The 17,512-nt window shown below is 59.4% G+C and carries 15 protein-coding genes; 4 read left to right on the top strand and 11 right to left on the bottom strand.

All coding sequences use genetic code 11. From position 1 onward, the window contains the following. The 4 genes from APH34_RS16245 to APH34_RS16230 form a co-directional block, all read right to left on the bottom strand. A partial coding sequence (locus APH34_RS16245) for a zincin-like metallopeptidase domain-containing protein (RefSeq protein ID WP_156358089.1) occupies positions 1-1,011 on the bottom strand: 1,011 nt, incomplete at its 3' end. 44 nt (positions 1,012-1,055) lie between these two features. Then, complete coding sequence (locus tag APH34_RS16240) at positions 1,056-2,522, bottom strand: site-specific integrase (RefSeq protein WP_054902044.1); 1,467 nt, start codon at positions 2,520-2,522, stop codon at positions 1,056-1,058. A gap of 317 nt (positions 2,523-2,839) precedes the next feature. Further along, a complete protein-coding gene (gene guaD / locus APH34_RS16235) occupies positions 2,840-4,183 on the bottom strand; it encodes a guanine deaminase (protein ID WP_371263311.1) in 1,344 nt (447 codons plus the stop codon). After that, positions 4,152-5,456 (bottom strand): MFS transporter, encoded by a 1,305-nt coding sequence (locus tag APH34_RS16230; RefSeq protein ID WP_054902042.1) that lies wholly within the window; start codon positions 5,454-5,456, stop codon positions 4,152-4,154. The genes guaD and APH34_RS16230 overlap by 32 nt, the downstream gene beginning before the upstream one ends. 284 nt (positions 5,457-5,740) lie before the next feature. Here APH34_RS16230 and APH34_RS16225 point away from each other — a divergent pair, with 284 nt between their 5' ends. Next, positions 5,741-6,577, top strand: a complete 837-nt coding sequence (locus tag APH34_RS16225; RefSeq protein ID WP_054902041.1) for an outer membrane protein OmpK — start codon at positions 5,741-5,743, stop codon at positions 6,575-6,577. Between the two features lie 156 nt (positions 6,578-6,733). Here the strand turns inward: APH34_RS16225 and APH34_RS16220 are convergent, their stop codons facing one another. Together APH34_RS16220 and APH34_RS16215 are read right to left on the bottom strand one after the other, a co-directional pair. Then, the gene (locus APH34_RS16220) at positions 6,734-8,056 is read right to left on the bottom strand and encodes an APC family permease (RefSeq protein ID WP_054902040.1); all 1,323 of its coding nucleotides are present in this window, start codon (positions 8,054-8,056) and stop codon (positions 6,734-6,736) included. Positions 8,057-8,153: 97 nt separating this feature from the next. Further along, positions 8,154-8,978 carry a carbon-nitrogen hydrolase family protein gene (locus tag APH34_RS16215; RefSeq protein ID WP_054902039.1) on the bottom strand — a complete coding sequence of 275 codons (825 nt, stop codon included), beginning with the start codon at positions 8,976-8,978 and terminating at the stop codon, positions 8,154-8,156. A gap of 186 nt (positions 8,979-9,164) precedes the next feature. Between APH34_RS16215 and APH34_RS16210 the strand changes: the two genes are divergently transcribed. Continuing rightward, complete coding sequence (locus APH34_RS16210) at positions 9,165-9,950, top strand: helix-turn-helix transcriptional regulator (protein WP_054902038.1); 786 nt, start codon at positions 9,165-9,167, stop codon at positions 9,948-9,950. A gap of 25 nt (positions 9,951-9,975) precedes the next feature. Here the strand turns inward: APH34_RS16210 and APH34_RS16205 are convergent, their stop codons facing one another. Beyond that, complete coding sequence (locus APH34_RS16205) at positions 9,976-10,593, bottom strand: LysE family transporter (protein ID WP_054902037.1); 618 nt, start codon at positions 10,591-10,593, stop codon at positions 9,976-9,978. Positions 10,594-10,768: 175 nt separating this feature from the next. Here APH34_RS16205 and APH34_RS16200 point away from each other — a divergent pair, with 175 nt between their 5' ends. Further along, complete coding sequence (locus APH34_RS16200; protein WP_008097338.1) at positions 10,769-10,960, top strand: DUF4223 family protein; 192 nt, start codon at positions 10,769-10,771, stop codon at positions 10,958-10,960. Positions 10,961-11,046: 86 nt separating this feature from the next. Here APH34_RS16200 and APH34_RS16195 read toward each other — a convergent pair whose 3' ends face one another. From APH34_RS16195 to APH34_RS16185, 3 genes are all read right to left on the bottom strand, one after another. Next, the gene (locus APH34_RS16195) at positions 11,047-13,488 is read right to left on the bottom strand and encodes a TonB-dependent siderophore receptor (protein WP_054902036.1); all 2,442 of its coding nucleotides are present in this window, start codon (positions 13,486-13,488) and stop codon (positions 11,047-11,049) included. Positions 13,489-13,594: 106 nt separating this feature from the next. Continuing rightward, a complete protein-coding gene (locus APH34_RS16190; RefSeq protein ID WP_054902035.1) occupies positions 13,595-14,560 on the bottom strand; it encodes a FecR domain-containing protein in 966 nt (321 codons plus the stop codon). A 4-nt stretch (positions 14,561-14,564) separates the two neighbouring features. Continuing rightward, positions 14,565-15,095 carry a sigma-70 family RNA polymerase sigma factor gene (locus APH34_RS16185; RefSeq protein WP_054902034.1) on the bottom strand — a complete coding sequence of 177 codons (531 nt, stop codon included), beginning with the start codon at positions 15,093-15,095 and terminating at the stop codon, positions 14,565-14,567. A 331-nt stretch (positions 15,096-15,426) separates the two neighbouring features. On the opposite strand from APH34_RS16185, the gene mqo reads away from it, so the two are divergent. Continuing rightward, positions 15,427-17,064: a malate dehydrogenase (quinone) gene (gene mqo, locus APH34_RS16180; protein WP_054902033.1), complete on the top strand. Its 1,638-nt coding sequence runs from the start codon at positions 15,427-15,429 to the stop codon at positions 17,062-17,064. A 101-nt stretch (positions 17,065-17,165) separates the two neighbouring features. Here mqo and APH34_RS16175 read toward each other — a convergent pair whose 3' ends face one another. Continuing rightward, on the bottom strand, positions 17,166-17,501 hold the full coding sequence (locus APH34_RS16175) for a helix-turn-helix transcriptional regulator (protein WP_054902032.1): 336 nt from the start codon (positions 17,499-17,501) through the stop codon (positions 17,166-17,168). Positions 17,502-17,512 lie beyond the last annotated feature (11 nt).

Raw genomic sequence — 17,512 nt, 5'->3', positions numbered from 1 at the left:
CTCGCTTGCCGCTCGGTCAGCATCGTTCGCGGCTTCAAAGATCTTCTGCGGGGTGTCGCTTAATCGAGCGGCCCATCCCACGTCATACGTGTTGTGATTCGCTACGAATGCGTTGTCGAGATCACTGCGCTCGTCGTCCTTCATGCGTAGATTGAAGTGCTTCATGACTGCTTGAGCGGCCAGATTCGCAACCAGCTCTTCATATCCACGGAACGAAGGGTCTTCTGCATAGCGAGCAAGGCTTTCTCGGTTCTTGCGGCTGCTATGCCCGTAGCTATGCGCTACCTCGTGAGCGAGCGTGGATAGCTCCTGCAGGCGGCTCTTGAACTGCGCAGAAGGGGCGAGATTCACGAAGTTGAGGGAAGGCGAGTAGTAGTTGCTCGCACCCTCTGCGCTGTTGCTGCGGCGCAGCTTCGTCGGCATCGTGTCCACGAGCGACTGAAAGACAGTCTCGACTTCTGCCGGGGTTGGAGTCTTTGCGTAAGCGTCGATCAGCTTTTGGAAGCGAGCAGGCAGCTCGCCGGTAAACTGTTGAAGATTGAAGACCGGGGTGAGCTTGCACGCCCTACGGTAGACAGGTTTTGGCTTGCCGTTCTCGTCCAGAACTTCTATGACTTGAGCGCTTTCGTCTCGCGTCTTGGCATTGCCCATCGACATGCCAAAACGATGGACCACGAAATCTGCGCTCTCACCCTTGTTGCTGAGCTTCGCCGCATAGCCTTGAGCAGCGGTGAGGAAAAAAGGAAAGTCATAGCCTTTCTCAGCCGTCAGCTCTGACAGTAGAAGACTGTTCTCAATGTTGTAGACCGTGCCGCTGGCTGGGTTCATGAACCTCGTTTTGAAAGCTGGTGCGTTCCAAGGGAGGCGGTCTTTGTATTCCTCGTTCACTACGCTGCTGAAAATTGACTCTGCTCGTGCTTTCAAAAAAGCGTTGGTTTTTTCTTGGGAGCTTTCTACGAGTTCTTTCTTCTCTGCGTAAGTTTTACGTTTCTTTGTGTTTGCATATGCCATGTTTGTTAAAAATGTTGTTAGGCATATTGTAGCATTTGTGTATTTTATTTCAGGGCGTAGCTCAAGTTGGAGATGGCTGAGAGCTTTTGCTTAGGGCTTGGTCCTGCGCTGTATACGTCAAATGTCACTGTCCCGGTTTCATGCCCAACGATTGAGGCGATGAGGATTCCGGGCACGTCTGCACGTTGAAGCTGTGTGATGACTGTCTTGCGCAAGCTGTGAAACACGTATTGTCTGTTGTAGCTCAACCCGGTTTTGAGTCTGCCGAATTGCTTGCTTAACGCATCGCTACGGTTGCCATATTTGTTTCCAGCAGGGGATTTGATCAGGTAGTCGTCGTCCGATTCTGCGATTAGCCTATCCACGATGTTTTTTAGGGACTCGTGGACAGGGATGAGACGAGTAGAAGCTTCTGTTTTACTGTCGTAGATCGAGAAGCACTGAATCCCTTCCTCCGAGATCACGTCCGACTTTTTCAACCGGCAAAGCTCTTCGATTCGTGCCCCTGTATATGCACCTAAGGCGATGAGATCTGCGAGCGTCTGACGGTCCTGACTCAGGGCTTCGGCATGCAGCTTCTGCACGTCTTCCGGGCTGAAAGTCCTGCGCTCGGTGGTGGGGTTCTTCTTGCCGCGTTGTGCAGCGAATTCGTGCATCTCGAAGGGCGACTGTTCCTTGCTGTGAATCTTTTTGAAGCTCTCATCGTGGCGTATCGCCCATTTCCAGAAGCTGGAGCCAGCGAACAAAACCTGTTTTTTCGTTTTGTCGGCTATTTTCAGCGTCGTGAGGTATTCGGAAATGCTGTCGTGTTTCAGCTCTTTCTGGTTTTTCTCAAGCCATTCTTTGATGAGGTTCAATCGCTTGACCTGTATATCTACGGTCTTCTGAATGATCCCTTTCGTCTTGGTTTGGTAGCTCTCGAAGGTGGTCAGGCGAGAGGCGGTGATGGGGGACTTGGCTTGATAAGACTTCGGGTCTTTGAGTATTCCAGCAATGTCTGCTTTGTCTGATGGGGTCAGGCGCATACCGTCGAAATGGCGGTTGAGGTTGCCGGATACGAGCTTTTGCATGTCTTTCGATAGCTCAAGCGGGTCAGCCTCCCGGCCAACCTCAAAATGCCGCAAGATCCGCTCTGCATCCTCGTTGTCTTCAAGCCATAAGTGGTCATCCAGCGCTTGTTGAGCATGGATATTTTCCGGCTTGTATTCGAGCATGCCCGTTGTGACAGACCCCATCACGAGGTTCGTGTAGAGGGTGTCCAGATGCTCGGTGAGCTGTTTGGCTCTTAAGCGCAGGTCTTCAACGTCGATTTTCCCGCCGTTGCGTGCAGTGGCGATCAGATCGCTCCACTGGGATAGGTAGGGGGCTTTGCGCTTCTGCGCTTCACTCTTGGAGCCTGTCTTGAGACTGGCGGTAAACTCGCGGCGATTAAGGGCAGGGCGTGCGTCGGCTGGGATCGTGAGTCTGACGTGCCATGTGCCGCTTCGAAGCACCAGATTGTCACTTGCCATGAGGGATTTTCCGCTTGCCAATGTGGCCCGGATCGTAGATCATTTTTTTAGCGTTTTGTAGCAAAATTTTGTAGCAAAACGGGCCGAAAGGCCAATGAATACGGGGTTTAAAGGCGTTGAGGGGTGAGTTCGGAAAGTCCCTATCTCTCCGCCATACATGTGAAGCGAAAAGCCCCTGATTTCGAAGAAGAAATCAGGGGCTTTTTGTTTTTCCGCCTATCATTGGCAACGATAGTGCGACGTCTTGCCAGTGATGGGATCATCGACGGCGGACACAGCAGGGTGCCTGCTCTCGATCTGTATGTCCGGGAGCCTCCCTAGGCTGGATAGGTGAACGTTCCGGATACCCCTTCGCGGCTGTAGACTTTCTCGCCAGCAACATACGTGGCTTCGATTGCCCGGTCATCGCCAAGAATCATGAGCACGAACAGCTGCTCAATGATGTCTTTGCAAAACTCGCTTCTGAAGGCGAGCAGCGGCGTGGCCTTCTTGTCGAGAATGACCAGATCAGCCTCATAACCCTTTGCAACCGTACCGATACGGTCTTCGAGGCAGAGCGCCTCGGCGCTACCGCGTGTCGCAAGGTAAAAAGCCTGAACGGCATTGAGCCTGGTCTGGTTCATCTGGGCAACTTTGTACGCCTCATTGAGGCTTTGAAGTTGGCTGAAGCTGGTTCCAGCACCCAGGTCAGTTCCCAATCCAACGCGCACGGGGCGCTTGGGATCCTTCGCATCGAACAGGCGGAAAAGCCCACTGCCGAGGAACAGGTTAGAGGTAGGGCAGTGAGCAAGCGCTGCCCCGGTCTGATGACAGGTGCAGAAGTCCGCTTCGGTGAGGTGGATGCCATGCCCGAACACTGACCGATCCCGGACCAGCCCTGCATGGGCATACACATCCAGGTAGCTCTTGCGCGCAGGGAACAGTTCCAGCACCCACTTGATCTCGTCCCTGTTCTCGCAAAGATGGGTCTGGATGAAGGCATCCGGGTGCTCTCGGGCCAGGGTTCCACACACCTCCAGCTGGGCCTCGGTGCTGGTAGGCGCGAAACGTGGGGTAATGCAGTAGTGTTGCCGCCCCTGGTTGTGCCAGCGGTTGATCAGCGCCTTGCTTTCGTCGTACCCACGCTGGGCTGTGTCCAGAAGTGCTTCGGGGGCATTGCGGTCCATCAGGACTTTGCCAGCGACCATTCGCGTGTTGAAGCGACTCGACTCTGTGAAGAACGCATCCACCGATTGCGGATGAACGGTGCAATAGACCACAGCGGTGGTAGTCCCGGCCCTGAGCAGCTCGCGCAGGAACACCTTTGCAATCCGCTCTGCATGCTCGGGGCTGGCTAAACGCTGCTCTGCCACGAAGGTGTAGGTGTTCAGCCACTCCAGCAACTGTTCACCATAGGCACCGATCATTTCTGTCTGCGGGTAGTGGACGTGGGTGTCGATGAAGCCGGCCGAGATGATCGCGTCCGGGTAATGTTCGGGCACCACGCCATCAGGTAGCCGCCCTAGCACCTCCGCCGCGGGGCCAAGGTCGGTGATCAGGCCATCGGTGATGACCACCACGGCGTCCTGAATGAACTGCAGGCATTCATCCGTCGCCTTCAGGAACGGGTCACCTGTGAAGGTTACAAGGTCAGCTCGCAGCGCTTTGATTGTGGACATGATCACCCTCCTTGCTCGATGTGGTATCGCGGGGGTAGCTCTCGCGCATGATGATTGCCAGAACCGATGCCACGGCCAGCGCGATCAACAGCGGCTCAGCGGCGTACTCGGCCAGGGCAAGCGTGTGCTCCGTCAGGCCTGCGGCCTCACCCGAGACAACCCGCGCGCCCGGTGCGGCAATCATGAAGCCGCCCGCAATGAATGCCAGGCCATTGACGAAGGCGGCGGACGTCCCGATTAACTGAGGGGGGACCACGTCGGCTGCCGAGCTGAAAGTCAACATGTGCGCTGAGTTGGCAAAACCGAACACGAAGTTGATGGCCATGGCTACCGGCACAGGGATACCGGGTACGTAGAGCAGTACCGCGGCACAGACCAACTGCACCAGGCAGCCTACGATGATCAGCGGCTTGCGCCGACGCGTACGATCAGACAGCGCCGGCAACACCAGGCAACCGGCCGCCAGGCCCAGCCACAAGAGCGAAGCGCTGAAGGCTGCTGTTTCCGGGCTCGCGCCAAGGGTCAACATCAGTTTGGGCGTCCACACCACCCCAGCAGCAAGCAGGCTGCCGAACAGTGCAGAGCAAATCAGCGCACTGATCCATACGTGGGGAATCTTGGCCACTTCAAGCAATGCCCCTAGTACCGACGAGACGAAGCGCCCAACCCCGCCAGCTTCGTGGGTTTCGACGGGTGTCGGGTTACGCAGGTAAATGAACCCCAGCACGGTCAGCCCGATGCCCAAAATGCCAACGTAGTTGAACAGTTCACGCCACGGCCATTCATTGAGTGCGAACTGCAACGCATTGACGGAAAAGGCCGATGACAACGATGCGCAGAATTGCACCAAGCCGAACATGAGGCTGAATTTAGCCATGCCGAACCACTGCCCACCGATATATCCGGCACCGACGAACCCGGTACAGGCGCCCAGCGCCATGACGAACTGCGACACGATCAGCATGGTGTAAGAGGATGCGTTGGCGAAGATGAATACACCGATGGTCACCAGCGCTATGGACACCGGAAGCACCTTGTGCGCCCCCAACCTGTCGAGTAGCGCGCCACCGAAAAACTGGCTGATCGCAAAGACCCACGTGTAAGTTGCGGCGATGGCCGCTACTTGAGTGACTGACAGCGATATGCTCTTTTGAATGTCTGCGTTAACGATCGAGTAGCCAGTCTGAACGCTGAACAGGTAAATCACGAAAGCGACAGCGAGCGCCCACACCCACCATGCCTTCGGCCCTCCTAACTGGAGTCCTGGGTTGGCCATTGCTCTCTCCTTTTTGCAGTCATAAGCCAGGTCGGCAGTGCATAAGGTAAGGAACGGACTGCTGTTATCGCGTAAATCTCCCTACGCTCACACAGGAACGAATGTTCTGTCCGCAATGAGGGTAGCAGACATGTACGCGATGCCAACTTAGGCCAATAGGCTGCTTTTCTGAGTTCTGTGGTGGTGTCGGCAGTTTTATTAAACGCGGGCACAGCGGAATTTGACATAGCGCGCCAGGCAAACTACTGAATATGTTCCGAACTCCGAATGTCAGGCGCCTGAACATGGAACGTCCCCTTGCTTCCCTACTGATCGCGGGTGGGTTATTGACAGCCGGTCATGCCCTGGCTGGAGGAAAGGACCTGGCACCAGGGCCGGTAGTGAACGAAGGGCCGTTGATCTGGCATAACGAGAGCCTGACGTACCTGTGGGGGAAAAACTTCAAGGTCGATCCACCCATCCAGCAGACCTTCACATTCGAAAGTGCAAGCACCTGGACGTGGGGCGACCTATGGTTCTTTGTCGACCAGATCAACTACAACGGCAAAGGCAGCGACAGCAATGGCAAGCGCAGCGTTTACGGCGAATTCAGCCCGCGTTTGTCATTGGGCAAGATTACGGGTACCGAGCTGTCATGTGGCCCGCTCAAGGATGTGCTGCTGGCCAGTACCTACGAATTTGGGGAGGGGGATGTCGAGACTTACCTGCTCGGCCCTGGCTTTGACCTGGCCATCCCCGGCTTCGATTACTTCCAGCTGAATGTCTATTACCGCAAGCCCGACGGTAATCGCGCGCCATCCGGCGCGTGGCAAGTGACGCCGTCCTGGGCCATTACCATTCCCGTGGGTAACTCGGACATTCTGTTCGATGGGTTCATGGACTGGGTTGTGAACAACAAGGCGGCCAACTCGGGCCGCCGTAACCAGTCGGACTATCACGCGAATCTGCACTTCAACCCGCAGCTCAAGTACGACCTTGGCAAGGCAATGGGTTACGAGCCCAGGCATTTATATGTGGGTTTGGAATATGACTACTGGTCTGATAAATACGGCATAAAAGACTCGCAGTTCTTTACCACTGATCAGAATACGGCCAGCCTGTTGGTCAAGTATCACTTCTGAGGCCGTTGAACAACGTGGTATTTCTGCGCCATCAGTGAAGTCGTCGAAACCCACGAACACAGTTAAATGCCGGGTGCACACCCGTTGGACGCCCAAGCCCCAGGCAAAAAAACGCTCGCCTGGGGCTTGGGGAAAAACGTGAGCAGCCGCCTATGTTCAAGCTTCTTCGAAATGCATCTCAGGCGGTTGCCGGCGCAGACCACCGGTCAGCACCACCAGATAGACCACGCCGATGGCCAACCACGCCAGGCCGAGGTAAATCGCCATGTGGTCGAGACTCGCCATGAGCCACAGGTCTGAGGTCAGGCCGATCAGCGGGAAGAGCAGGTACCCGATAACAGCTTTTACCCCTCGCGCTTTCTGCCCAATCCAGTAATGGAAAATCACGGACAGATTCACCAGGCTGAATGCCAGGAAGGCGCCGAAGTTGATGAAGGACGTCGAGGTTGTCACGTCCATCCGCAACGCCAGCAGGGCTACCGCACCGCACAGCACGACGCTGCCGACCGGTGTGCCAAAACGCTCGCTGAGCCGGCCGAAGAAGGACTTGGGCAAGACACCGTCGCGTCCCATGGCGAACAGCAGGCGGGAGGCGCTGGCCTGGGCCGAGAGGCCAGAGGTGAACTGGCCGACGATCAAGCCAATGAGGAAGAAGCTGACGAAGATGTCACCGCCGATGTTGCGGGCGATTTCATAAGCGGCAGAGTCGGCATTGGCAAAGTTTGTGGACGGGTGGGCCAACTGCACGAAGTAGCTGGCAGCGATAAAGATGAAACCGCCAATCAGGGTGATCAGCAGAATGGCCCGCGGGATGGTTTTACGCGGCTCGTGGGTCTCTTCGGTCAGCGTGCTGACGGCGTCGAACCCGAGGAAGGAGTAGCAGGCGATGGCGGCGCCGCTCATCACCAGCGGCAGTTGCAGGCCTTCCTGGTAGAACGGTGCGAGTGACCAGAAGGGCTGGCTGAGGTCGCCGGTTGCGTAATGGATGGCCAGGCCCACGAATGCTGCCAGTACCAGGAACTGCAGCAGCATGAGCACGCTGTTCACCGTTTTCGCCAGTTGCAGGCCGATAACGTTGATGACCGTCGTGACGGCAATGAAGCTCAGCACCCACACTGAATTTGGCACGCTGGGGAATGCCGAGTGCAGGTAGGCTGCGCCAATAAGCCAGATGGCCATGGGCAGGAACAGGTAGTCGAGCAACACCGCCCAGCCCGCCAGAAACCCTAGCTTCGGGCTGATGGATTTTCTCACGTAGGTGTAAGCCGAGCCGGCCACGGGGAAGGCTGCGGCCATTTTCCCATAGCTCAGTGCGGTGAAGAGCATTGCAACGGAGGCGGCAAGGTACGCGGAAGGTACCGAGCCGCCGGTCGTATCGGCAAGAATGCCGAAAGTGCCCAGGACGATGATTGGGGTCATGTAGGCGATGCCGAACAGTGTCACCGCACCCAGCGAAAGGGTTCGCTTCAGTTGGGCCATGTTGATCTCCGGTTTGTGTTTTTTATGGAGTCGATAGTCGCCAAGGCTCGTCCGTTGCCTTGGCGCGCTTAGAAGAACAGTGAGGAAGGGGCCGCGGTCAGCGGCCTTCGATCAGCAACTCGCGCAAGCCGCCAGGATGCTCGACCAACTTGCCGGGCAGTTCGAAGCGACGTTCTGCCAGGTAGCTGTAGTCCCCGCGCGATGCCTGTACACGTGCCAGGTCGATTTCAAATTCGATCCGGCAGGGCTCGCGCCCGGCCTCGCAGAGCAATTGGCCATAAGGGTCGACCACCGCACTGCCGCCTGCGAACACCAGGCCGCCATCTCCCGGGCCCACGCGGTTGACCATCACGGCGTACGCCTGGTTTTCCATCGCACGCCCGCAAATGGCGGTGCGGTGGGTCGGGCCGTACGGGTCCATGTTGCCGTTGGTGACGAGGATCAGCTCGACGCCAAGTTGGCCAAGGGCCCGGGCGCTTTCGGGGAATTCGATATCGAAGCAGATCAGCATGCCCACGCGCACACCTTTGAACAGTGCCGTGGCATAGCGATCGCCTGGGGTGAAGATGCCGCGGTCGGACGCCCAGAGGTGGGTCTTGCGGTACTTGAGCAGCACGCCGTCTGGCCCGATGAGTACGGTGGTGTTGTAGTACAGGCCGTCCTCGCCCGCTTCGGCAAGCCCAACGACAACGCCGACATCCTTCGCTTTCGCCGCTTGGGCGACCGCGCTGAGGGTAGGGCCGTCCAGGGGTTCTGCGATTGCTGCGATGTTTTGCTCAGAGGGAAAACCCATCAGCTGAGTTTCTGGAAACACCAGCAGGTCGGTGCCTGGCGAGCAGGCATTGATCGCGGCGAGGGTGCGCTCCAGGTTATAGGCAGTGTCGCCGTCGCGACCTGCCAATTGGATGAGTTCTACCTTCATTTGTACTCCTGATTGCGGGCCAACGCTGTCGCAATATTATTGTTGAAGCCACGGCCCTGCTCACATGACCGTTCGACGAAAACAGGTCAGAATGCGCGACGGACTGACACGGGGTGTCGAGCGAGTATGCCGCCGTCGCGCGGGTCTGGGTAATTACGCCCACGTGGTAACCCAACGGGGGTAGATATGGACCTTACAATGCAGGACATCGCGTGGCATCGCTCGGTTGGCCAACTGATCGAAACGCTCGATCAGCCTGGCTTCTGGTTGCGGCTGGTACGCTTGTTGGGCCAGTACGTCGAATTCGACAGCTGGGTGGTGCTGCTCTTCAGTGATGGGCGACCACAGGTCTTCGCTGAATGCCCTGGCGAGGCGGGCGGGCCGGATCCGCTGTTCCAGGACTACCTGAAGGGGTTGTACATTCTCGACCCGTTCTACATCGCCACCCGCGATGCACCGGGCAGCGGCCTGGTTCACCTGGCCCAGGTGGCCCCGGAATGCTTCGAGCAGACCGACTACTATCAGCGCTACTTCCGCCTGAATGTGGTCGCCGACGAGGTGCAGTACAACGTCCAGCTCGATGCCGAGCGCACCCTGTGTCTCTCGCTCGGGAGCCGATTACCGTTCAGCCCGACGCAGATTGCGCTGCTGGAGCTGCTCAGGCCCTGGGTAGCGGCCACGATGCGCCAGCGCATGAGTTTCGAGGCTGACGCGTTGGCAGAAACGCCACCACCGGCACCCCGTTGGCAGAGCCGCCTGGAGGACACGGTCGAGCAGTTGGAGACGCCCCTCACGGCACGGGAGCTGGAGGTTGGGCGGATGATGCTCAGTGGCTGTTCGAGCAAGGAGATTGCTCGCAAACTGGCAATCTCCTCGGAAACGGTCAAGGTGCATCGCAAGCACATGTACAGCAAGCTGGGGATCAAATCCCAATCCGAGCTGTTTGCATTGTTTCTTCGGGCGCAGGGCTGATCCACGCATCCGGCGTTCACGGCCCTCAGCGCATCGCCGCCAGCTTTATGCCAAACCCCACCAGGCACGCCCCCGCCAACCGCTCGAACAGGTTGGCGATGCGCGGGTTGGCCCGCATGCGTTCAGCCAGTTGGTGCGTCAGCACCACTGCGATCAAGCCATACAGGAAGGTCACCACTGCCACGGTCACTGCGAGAAAGCCGAAGGTCACCAACCCCTGGTGTTTGACCGGGTCGACGAACAGTGGAAAGAACGCCATGTAGAACATGATCGCCTTGGGGTTGAGCAAGGTGATCATCATCGTCTGGCGCAGGTAGTGCCCGTTGTCCATGCGGCTTGCACGCGGCGCGCCACCGGGTTTGCTCAGCAGCATGCGCAGCCCCAGGTAGGCCAGGTACGCCGCACCGACCCACTGCACCACATGGAAGGCGGCAGGGTAGGCCGCCAACAGGGTTGCCACCCCGGCTACTGCCAGCCACAGCAACACCTGATCGCCGAGGATCACCCCGAAGGTTGCGGCCAGGCCTGCCTTGATGCCGCCCTTGCCGGTGGCCGTGATCAGGGCAAAGTTGCCCGGGCCGGGGATGGCCAGCACGATGATGAAGGCGATGACAAATGCGCTGTAGTCGGTGACGCCAAGCATGGGGAACTCCTGTAGGGGCAGGGCAGAGGCACAGAGGTTGACTATCGTGCGCGCCGGCCGGCTTTTCAACTGCACACTCATCTGTTGCGCTTAAAGCTTGGATCCAAAGTAACGGTTCTGTATCATCCGGCCGCCATCAGAAGGATGGTTTCACGTTGTATTTAAAGGACTTAGTATGAAAAAGCTGTTCAAAGCCACTGTCGCCGTTGCTGTCGTTTCGGGCGTAGCCCTGCTGTCCGGTTGCACTGGCCAAGTCTACAACCAGCAGAAAAACTGCTCGTACGACTACCTGTTCCACCCGTCGGTTTCCATCTCCAAGGTCATCGGTGGCTGCGGCCCGATCGATAAACTGCCTCAGCCGCAGTAATCTTGGCGATACCCTGATCAGGTCGCTTGCGACCTGATCCAAGGCCCCCGGTCATGCAAATGCCCGGGGGTTTTTGTTTTAGGGCGTTACCAACGCAGCGAAACCGTGCCCAGCAAGCTGCGTTCCTCGCCCCAGTAGCAGCGCCCGGCATTGTTGCAGCCAGCCACATAGGTTTTGTCGAACAGGTTGCGGGCATTGACTTCGACAGACCAGTGCTCGTCGAGGGTGTAGCCTACCTTGGCATCGACCAAGGTCACGTCACCGGTGTCGAGCTTGCCGTAGAGGCTGGTCGGGGTGTAGGCGAAGGTACTGTCGAAGTGTCGCACGCCCGCGCCGAGCTGCAGGCCTTTGAGCAAGCCGTCGTGAAAGCGATAGGTGCTCCACACCGAGGCCTGGTTGCGCGGAACGCCGGTCATCTGGTGGCCCTCGTACAGCGAGCCTGCCACGTCCTTGGTGATACGTGAGTCGGTGTAGGTGTAGGCCGCAGTGAGGTTGAGGTTTTCGCTCAGGTCGCTGTTGAGCTCCAGCTCCACGCCCTTGGCCCGGCTGGCACCGATCTGGCGGTAGTCGCCCACCGTGGCGTCGAACAGCACATCATCTTTCTTGCGCAGGTCGTACACCGAGGCGGTGAAGGCGGTGTTCCAGCCTTTGGGCTCGTACTTGATGCCCAGCTCGTACTGCTCGCTGGTGGTCGGGTCCAGGGCGCCGCTTTTGCTTTCGGTCTGCTGGGTCGGGGCGAAGGCGGTGGAATAGCTGAAGTACGGCGACAGGCCATTGTCGAACTGGTACATCACGCCGGTCTGCCAGGTGAAATCGCTGTCCCAGCTGTCCATGTCAGCCTGGGCATTGAGGGTCCCGGGCTTGTTGCGGAACTGGCTGTTGACCCGGTCCAGGCGCCCGCCGAGCAGCAGCACCCAATGGTCCACCTTGGTCTGCAGTTGGCTGTACAGGCCGTACATGGTCTGTTCGAGCAAGGCGTTCTGCACAGGGAACGGCGTGGTCGGTTTGCCGTTCCATACCGGGTTGAACACGTTGATGGTGCCGCCGTTGCCAGCATCCCAGTTCTGGTTGAACGAGGTGCGGTCAAGGCTCGCGCCGAGCAGCACGGTGTGCTCGAGCGCGCCGCTGTTGAAGTGGCCTTCGAACTGGTTGTCCAGCGAGTAGGCGATGGACTTGTTATAGCGGTCGTAGGCCTGGTTGCTCAGGGTGGTTCCGAAGCCGCCATTGTTCAGGTTGCCTGGCCAGGTTTCCTGGCGGTCGATGCGCGACTGCAGGTAGCGCGAGTTCTGGCGAAACTGCCAGGTGTCGTTGAAGCGGTGGCTGAACGCATAGCCCAGGCTCCAGGTTTCGCGCTCGAAGTTGTCCCAGTTCGGGTTGCCGGACAATTGGTCCTTGGCGATCTTGCCGTTGGGGTTGTGCAGCAGGGTGCCGGCGGCGGGGTAACCCAGCTCCATCAGCGTGCGGTCGCGCTGGTAGGTGGCCAGCACGGTCAGGCTGTTGAAATCGTCGACGTTCAGGGTCAGCGACGGCGCCAGGTACAGGCGGTCGTCTGGCTGATGGTCAACCTGGGTATCGGACTTGCGGCCCATCATCACCAGGCGGCCAAGAATATTGCCCTCATCGGTCAGCGGGCCAGAGACATCGACGCCCAGTTGGCGGCGGTTATACGAACCGTAGCTCAGTTGCACTTCGCCGCGGGGTTGGGCGGTGGGCCGCTTGCTCACCAGGTTGACCACGCCACCGGGTGCGTTCTCGCCGTACAGGATCGAGGTTGGGCCACGGAACACCTCCACCCGCTCCAGGCCATAAGGTTCGCTGCTGGTGTCGTAGCGGTTGCCTTGTACGCGCAGGCCATCACGCAGCAGGCCATAGCCATAGTCGGTGGCATTGAAACCACGGATGAAAAACAGGTCGCCGGCCTGCCCGTCGCCACCGGCAAAGGGCGGCGAGAAGATCCCGGGGACATAGCCAAGCACCTCGGTCAGCGTCTGTGATTGCTGGTCGTCCATGCGTTGGCGGGTCACCACCGAAACCGAGCGGGGTGTGTCGGCCAGGGCGCTGTTGGTCTTGCTGGCCGTGGCGCTGGAAACGGCGCGGTAACCCGTGTCGCCCTGGCCATTGCTGGCCAGTTCGGCGGCAGCGTTGATCGCAGTGGCGTCCAATTGCAGTGCGCCGCCATCGGCGGCAGGTTGCAGCACATAGCCGGCGTTACCTTGCGGCACGGCTTGCAGCCCGCTGCCCTGGAGCAGGCGCGCCAGGCCCTGGGCGGTGCTGTAACGGCCCTGCAGCCCTTGGCTGGTCTTGCCCGCTGCCAGTTCATTGCTACCGGCCAGGTAAATGCCGGCCTGGCTGCTGAATTGGTTGAGGGCACCCGTGAGCGAGCCGGGGGCGATGTTGAACGTCGTCTCGCTGCTGGAGACCTGCGCGGCATAGGCCGGCGTCATCGGCAATATCAATGGCGCGGTGGCGCAAACAAACAACGGCGCGGCAAGCGCCAGGCGAAACGCGGAGTGGAAAGGCGTCGGCATGCGGGTCCCTGGAATCGATACGGTGATGTTGAGCGTCTGGTAAGGGGTAAACCGAACGAACGGGGGAAAAGGGAACCCGCTACTTCACTTTTTTTCCGCCAGGTACTCAGGCCGGCTCGACACTGACCCACCAAGGCGTCAGGCGTTGCACGCGCACCGGCAGCGCCGCTTGAAGCAGCTCAAGGGCACGGTCGGTGTCGTCGAGCGGGAAGGCGCCCATGACCGACAGCTGGGCGACGTCGGGGTGCCAGCCCAGATGGCCATGGCGATACCGCCCCAAGGTCTGCAGCAACCGCTCAAGGGGCATGTCCTCGGCGTTCAGGCGTTGGTGAATCCATGACTGGCCAGCGCTTTGTGCCGGGTGCGCAGCGCTGATCGCCTGGGCGGTAAAGTCCACCTGCTGGCCGGCCTGGATGATCTTGCGCTCACCGCTGAGCGCCGTGCACACCGCAACCGCGCCGTCATACACGTCCAACCGCGTACGCTGGCCTTGCTGGCACACGGCGAAGCGCGTACCCAAGGCCTGCATGCGCCCTTGCGCGGTATCGACCAGGAAAGGGCGTTGCGCATCGGCGGCGGTTTCCAGCAACAGCTCGCCGAAACGCAGGTTCAGCACCCGTGCCAGTACTGAAAAATCCAGGTCCACGGCGCTCTGTGCGCCCAGCCACAGTTGGCTGCCGTCTGCCAAGCGCACTTCACGGGTTTCGCCAATGCCCGTGGCCAGGTCTGCGCTCCAGCCTGACAGCGGCGCCCCGCGCCAGGCGCTCCAGCCAATCAGCGAGCTGGCACCCAGCAGCAGCAACGATTTGAGCCCGGTGCGCCGGCTGAAGCGACGGGCATCATGCTCGCGCAGCACCCGCCCGGCGCCTGTGGCTTGAGCTTGCAAGGGGGTGAAGCGTTGGCCGACACGCTGCACGTAGAGCCACGCCGCCTGGTGATCGCCGTGCTGGTCCAACCAGTGTTGCCATTGCGTGTGCACCTGCGGGCCGGCGTGCTCGTCCTGCAGTTGCACGTACCAGTGCGCGGCTTCCTGCAGGCTGGCATGGCTGAGTTTCTGCACCGGTGTGGTCATGGCGTCACTCCACCAGCAAGCCGTCGAGTTCGGCCTCGAGGATGGCGCAGTGCAGCAATGCCTGAGCCAGGTATTTTTTGACCATGCGTTCACTGACACCGATGTGCAAGGCGATCTCGCGGTAGGCCAGGCCGTCGATCTGGGCCAGCAGGAAGGCCTGACGCACCCTGGCGGGCAAACGCAGCAACAGGGCGTCGACCTCGTGCAGGGTCTCGACGATCAGTGCCCGTTGCTCGGGGGACGGCTGCAGGGCAGGGGGCTGCAACGCCAGGTGCTCCAGCCAGGCCTGCTCCAGCTTCTGGCGGCGCCAGTGGTCGATGCACAGCCCGCGGGCGATGGTTGCCAGGTACGAGCGCTCACCCGCCTGGCCATCGAACTGGCGCGGGCGATGCAGCAGACGCACGAAGGTGTCCTGCACCAGGTCTGCTGCATCCGGGCGATTACCCAGGTGCCGGTGCACAAAGCCCAGCAGCCAGCGCGAGTGGCTCTGGTACAGGGTATGGATCGAGTTGTTCAACTCAGGTATCGAAACCACGGCGGCATCCGGCGCAAGCGCTGACTGGGTGCGAATGAGAAATGCTCGCAATATAGGGGTGCCGGCCAAATACTGCAATCGGCGTATTGCACAGCGAAATGCGCATGAGACAACCTGCCGCCTTGCCTCGAGCCACGCAATTTGTTTGTGCTGGCATTTCAGATACAATCAACGAAACGATTCAGCCTGTCGGTCAATTCGACAAAAGCCTGGGTCGTTTTCTGGTTCTTTAAGTCGCTGAACAATGATCACAAAAAGCCTGCGCGGAAGAACACGAAGCACCTGGGTCAGCCACAGGCCCGTCCTCCGTTCTACAGACTGGAATTGATCAATGTTCAAGAAAGCTGGCAAGACCTTGCTGGGTCTGGCTGTCGCTGCGAGCTTCATGCAAGCGCACGCCGCAGAAACCAAGAAAGTCGATGTGCTGCTGGTCGGCGGCGGCATCATGAGCTCCACCCTGGCCGTGTGGCTGCACGAGCTGGAGCCGAGCTGGTCGATGGAGATGGTCGAGCGCCTGGACGGCGTCGCCGAAGAAAGCTCCAACGGCTGGAACAACGCCGGTACCGGCCACTCCGCGCTGGCTGAGCTGAACTACACCCCGGAAGACAAAGACGGCAACGTCAACATCTCCAAGGCCATCGAAATCAACGAAGCCTTCCAGATCTCCCGCCAGTTCTGGTCGTGGCAGGTCCGCCAGGGCGTGCTGAAGAACCCGCACTCGTTCATCAACACCACCCCGCACATGAGCTTCGTCTGGGGCGATGACAACATCAAGTTCCTCAAGAAGCGCTACGAGGCGCTGCAGGCCAGCCCGCTGTTCCGCCCTATGCAGTACTCCGAGGACCACGCGCAGATCGCCAAGTGGGTCCCGTTGATGATGGAAGGCCGCGACCCTAACCAGAAGCTGGCCGTGACCTGGACCCCGATTGGTACTGACGTCAACTTCGGCGAGATCACCCGCCAGTTCGTCGGCCACCTTAAGACCCAGGAAAACTTCGACCTGAAGCTGTCCAGCGAAGTGCAGGACATCACCCGCAACAAGGACGGCTCCTGGCACGTCGAGTACAAGAACCTGAAGGACGGTACCGAGTCGGCCACCGACGCCAAGTTCCTGTTCATCGGTGCCGGCGGCGGCGCGCTGAAGCTGCTGCAGAAGTCGGGTATTCCTGAAGCCAAGGAATACGCAGGTTTCCCGGTTGGCGGCTCGTTCCTGGTAACCGAGAACCCGACCGTTGCCATGCAGCACATGGCCAAGGCCTACGGCATCGCCTCCACCGGCGCGCCACCCATGTCGGTACCGCACCTGGACACCCGAGTGCTGGACGGCAAGCGCGTGATCCTGTTCGGGCCATTCGCCACCTTCTCGACCAAGTTCCTGAAGAACGGCTCGTACCTGGACCTGCTGAGCAGCACCACCCTGCACAACGTATGGCCGATGACCAAGGTCGGTATCGAGCAGTACCCGCTGGTCGAGTACCTTGCAGGTCAGCTGATGCTGTCGGACGAAGACCGTTTCGATGCACTGCGCACCTACTTCCCGAACGCCAAGAAGGAAGACTGGAAGCTGTGGCAGGCCGGTCAGCGCGTGCAGATCATCAAGCGTGACGCAGAAAAAGGCGGCGTGCTCAAGCTGGGTACTGAAGTCGTAGCCTCCGAAGACCGCACCATCGCGGGTCTGCTGGGCGCATCGCCAGGTGCTTCGACCGCAGCGCCGATCATGCTGAACGTGCTGGAAACCGTGTTCAAAGAGAAAGTGGCCACCCCGCAGTGGCAAGCCAAGATCAAAGAGATCGTGCCGAGCTACGGCACCAAGCTCAACGATTCGGCTGCTGCCACCCAGAAAGAGTGGAACTACACCGCTGAAGTACTGCAGCTGGAGAAGCCGCCGGTGATCGACCAGAGCGTCGGCACCAGCACCGGTGCTACCCAGCCGGTTGAAAGCAAGCCAGAGAACGACATGGCGCTGTAAGCGGCAGTGTTGTGATCGAAAGCCACGGGGGTGACCTCGTGGCTTTTTTTTTGCCGTATCGGCCGCTTAGCGACTGAATCCGCGAAGCGATCAGTGTTGATTCAGCGCTGGCGCAGAATGCACGCCAGCAACCCGGGGAACCGTTCGTCGAGCATTTCGCAGCGCAGCGAATTCATATGGGTAGTGCCCACATTGCGCGTATGCACCAGCCCCGCATCCCGCAACACGCGAAAATGATGGGACATGCTCGATTTCGGCCGCCCGCCGTCCAGTTCGCCGCAACTGGCTTCGTCAACGCCCGCCAGGTGGCGCACGATCTCCAGGCGCACGGGGTCGCTCAAGGCATAAAGCAGGCGCTCGAGAATCAGGTCTTCAGGGTTGGGGTGTTTGTAGGCTCGCATAGTGGCCATGATAACGGGGGTTTCATTAATTGCCATAGTTCGATTAT

It is taken from the genome of Pseudomonas sp. NBRC 111131 (genome assembly GCF_001320525.1).
Lineage (GTDB): Bacteria > Pseudomonadota > Gammaproteobacteria > Pseudomonadales > Pseudomonadaceae > Aquipseudomonas > Aquipseudomonas ceruminis.
Note: the sequence above shows the minus strand (reverse complement) of the source record. Positions and strands in the feature narration are given on the sequence as shown.

Excerpts from the sequence above, each read along its gene's own strand:
- APH34_RS16195 (WP_054902036.1), bottom strand. The coding sequence starts at position 13,488 with ATGCCGACGCCTTTCCACTCCGCGTTTCGCCTGGCGCTTGCCGCGCCG.
- APH34_RS16215 (WP_054902039.1), bottom strand. The coding sequence starts at position 8,978 with ATGAAGGTAGAACTCATCCAATTGGCAGGTCGCGACGGCGACACTGCC.
- APH34_RS16205 (WP_054902037.1), bottom strand. The coding sequence starts at position 10,593 with ATGCTTGGCGTCACCGACTACAGCGCATTTGTCATCGCCTTCATCATC.
- APH34_RS16240 (WP_054902044.1), bottom strand. The coding sequence starts at position 2,522 with ATGGCAAGTGACAATCTGGTGCTTCGAAGCGGCACATGGCACGTCAGA.
- APH34_RS16230 (WP_054902042.1), bottom strand. The coding sequence starts at position 5,456 with ATGGCCAACCCAGGACTCCAGTTAGGAGGGCCGAAGGCATGGTGGGTG.
- APH34_RS16225 (WP_054902041.1), top strand. The coding sequence starts at position 5,741 with ATGGAACGTCCCCTTGCTTCCCTACTGATCGCGGGTGGGTTATTGACA.
- APH34_RS16175 (WP_054902032.1), bottom strand. The coding sequence starts at position 17,501 with ATGGCAATTAATGAAACCCCCGTTATCATGGCCACTATGCGAGCCTAC.
- mqo (WP_054902033.1), top strand. The coding sequence starts at position 15,427 with ATGTTCAAGAAAGCTGGCAAGACCTTGCTGGGTCTGGCTGTCGCTGCG.
- APH34_RS16220 (WP_054902040.1), bottom strand. The coding sequence starts at position 8,056 with ATGGCCCAACTGAAGCGAACCCTTTCGCTGGGTGCGGTGACACTGTTC.
- APH34_RS16200 (WP_008097338.1), top strand. The coding sequence starts at position 10,769 with ATGAAAAAGCTGTTCAAAGCCACTGTCGCCGTTGCTGTCGTTTCGGGC.
- APH34_RS16190 (WP_054902035.1), bottom strand. The coding sequence starts at position 14,560 with ATGACCACACCGGTGCAGAAACTCAGCCATGCCAGCCTGCAGGAAGCC.
- APH34_RS16210 (WP_054902038.1), top strand. The coding sequence starts at position 9,165 with ATGGACCTTACAATGCAGGACATCGCGTGGCATCGCTCGGTTGGCCAA.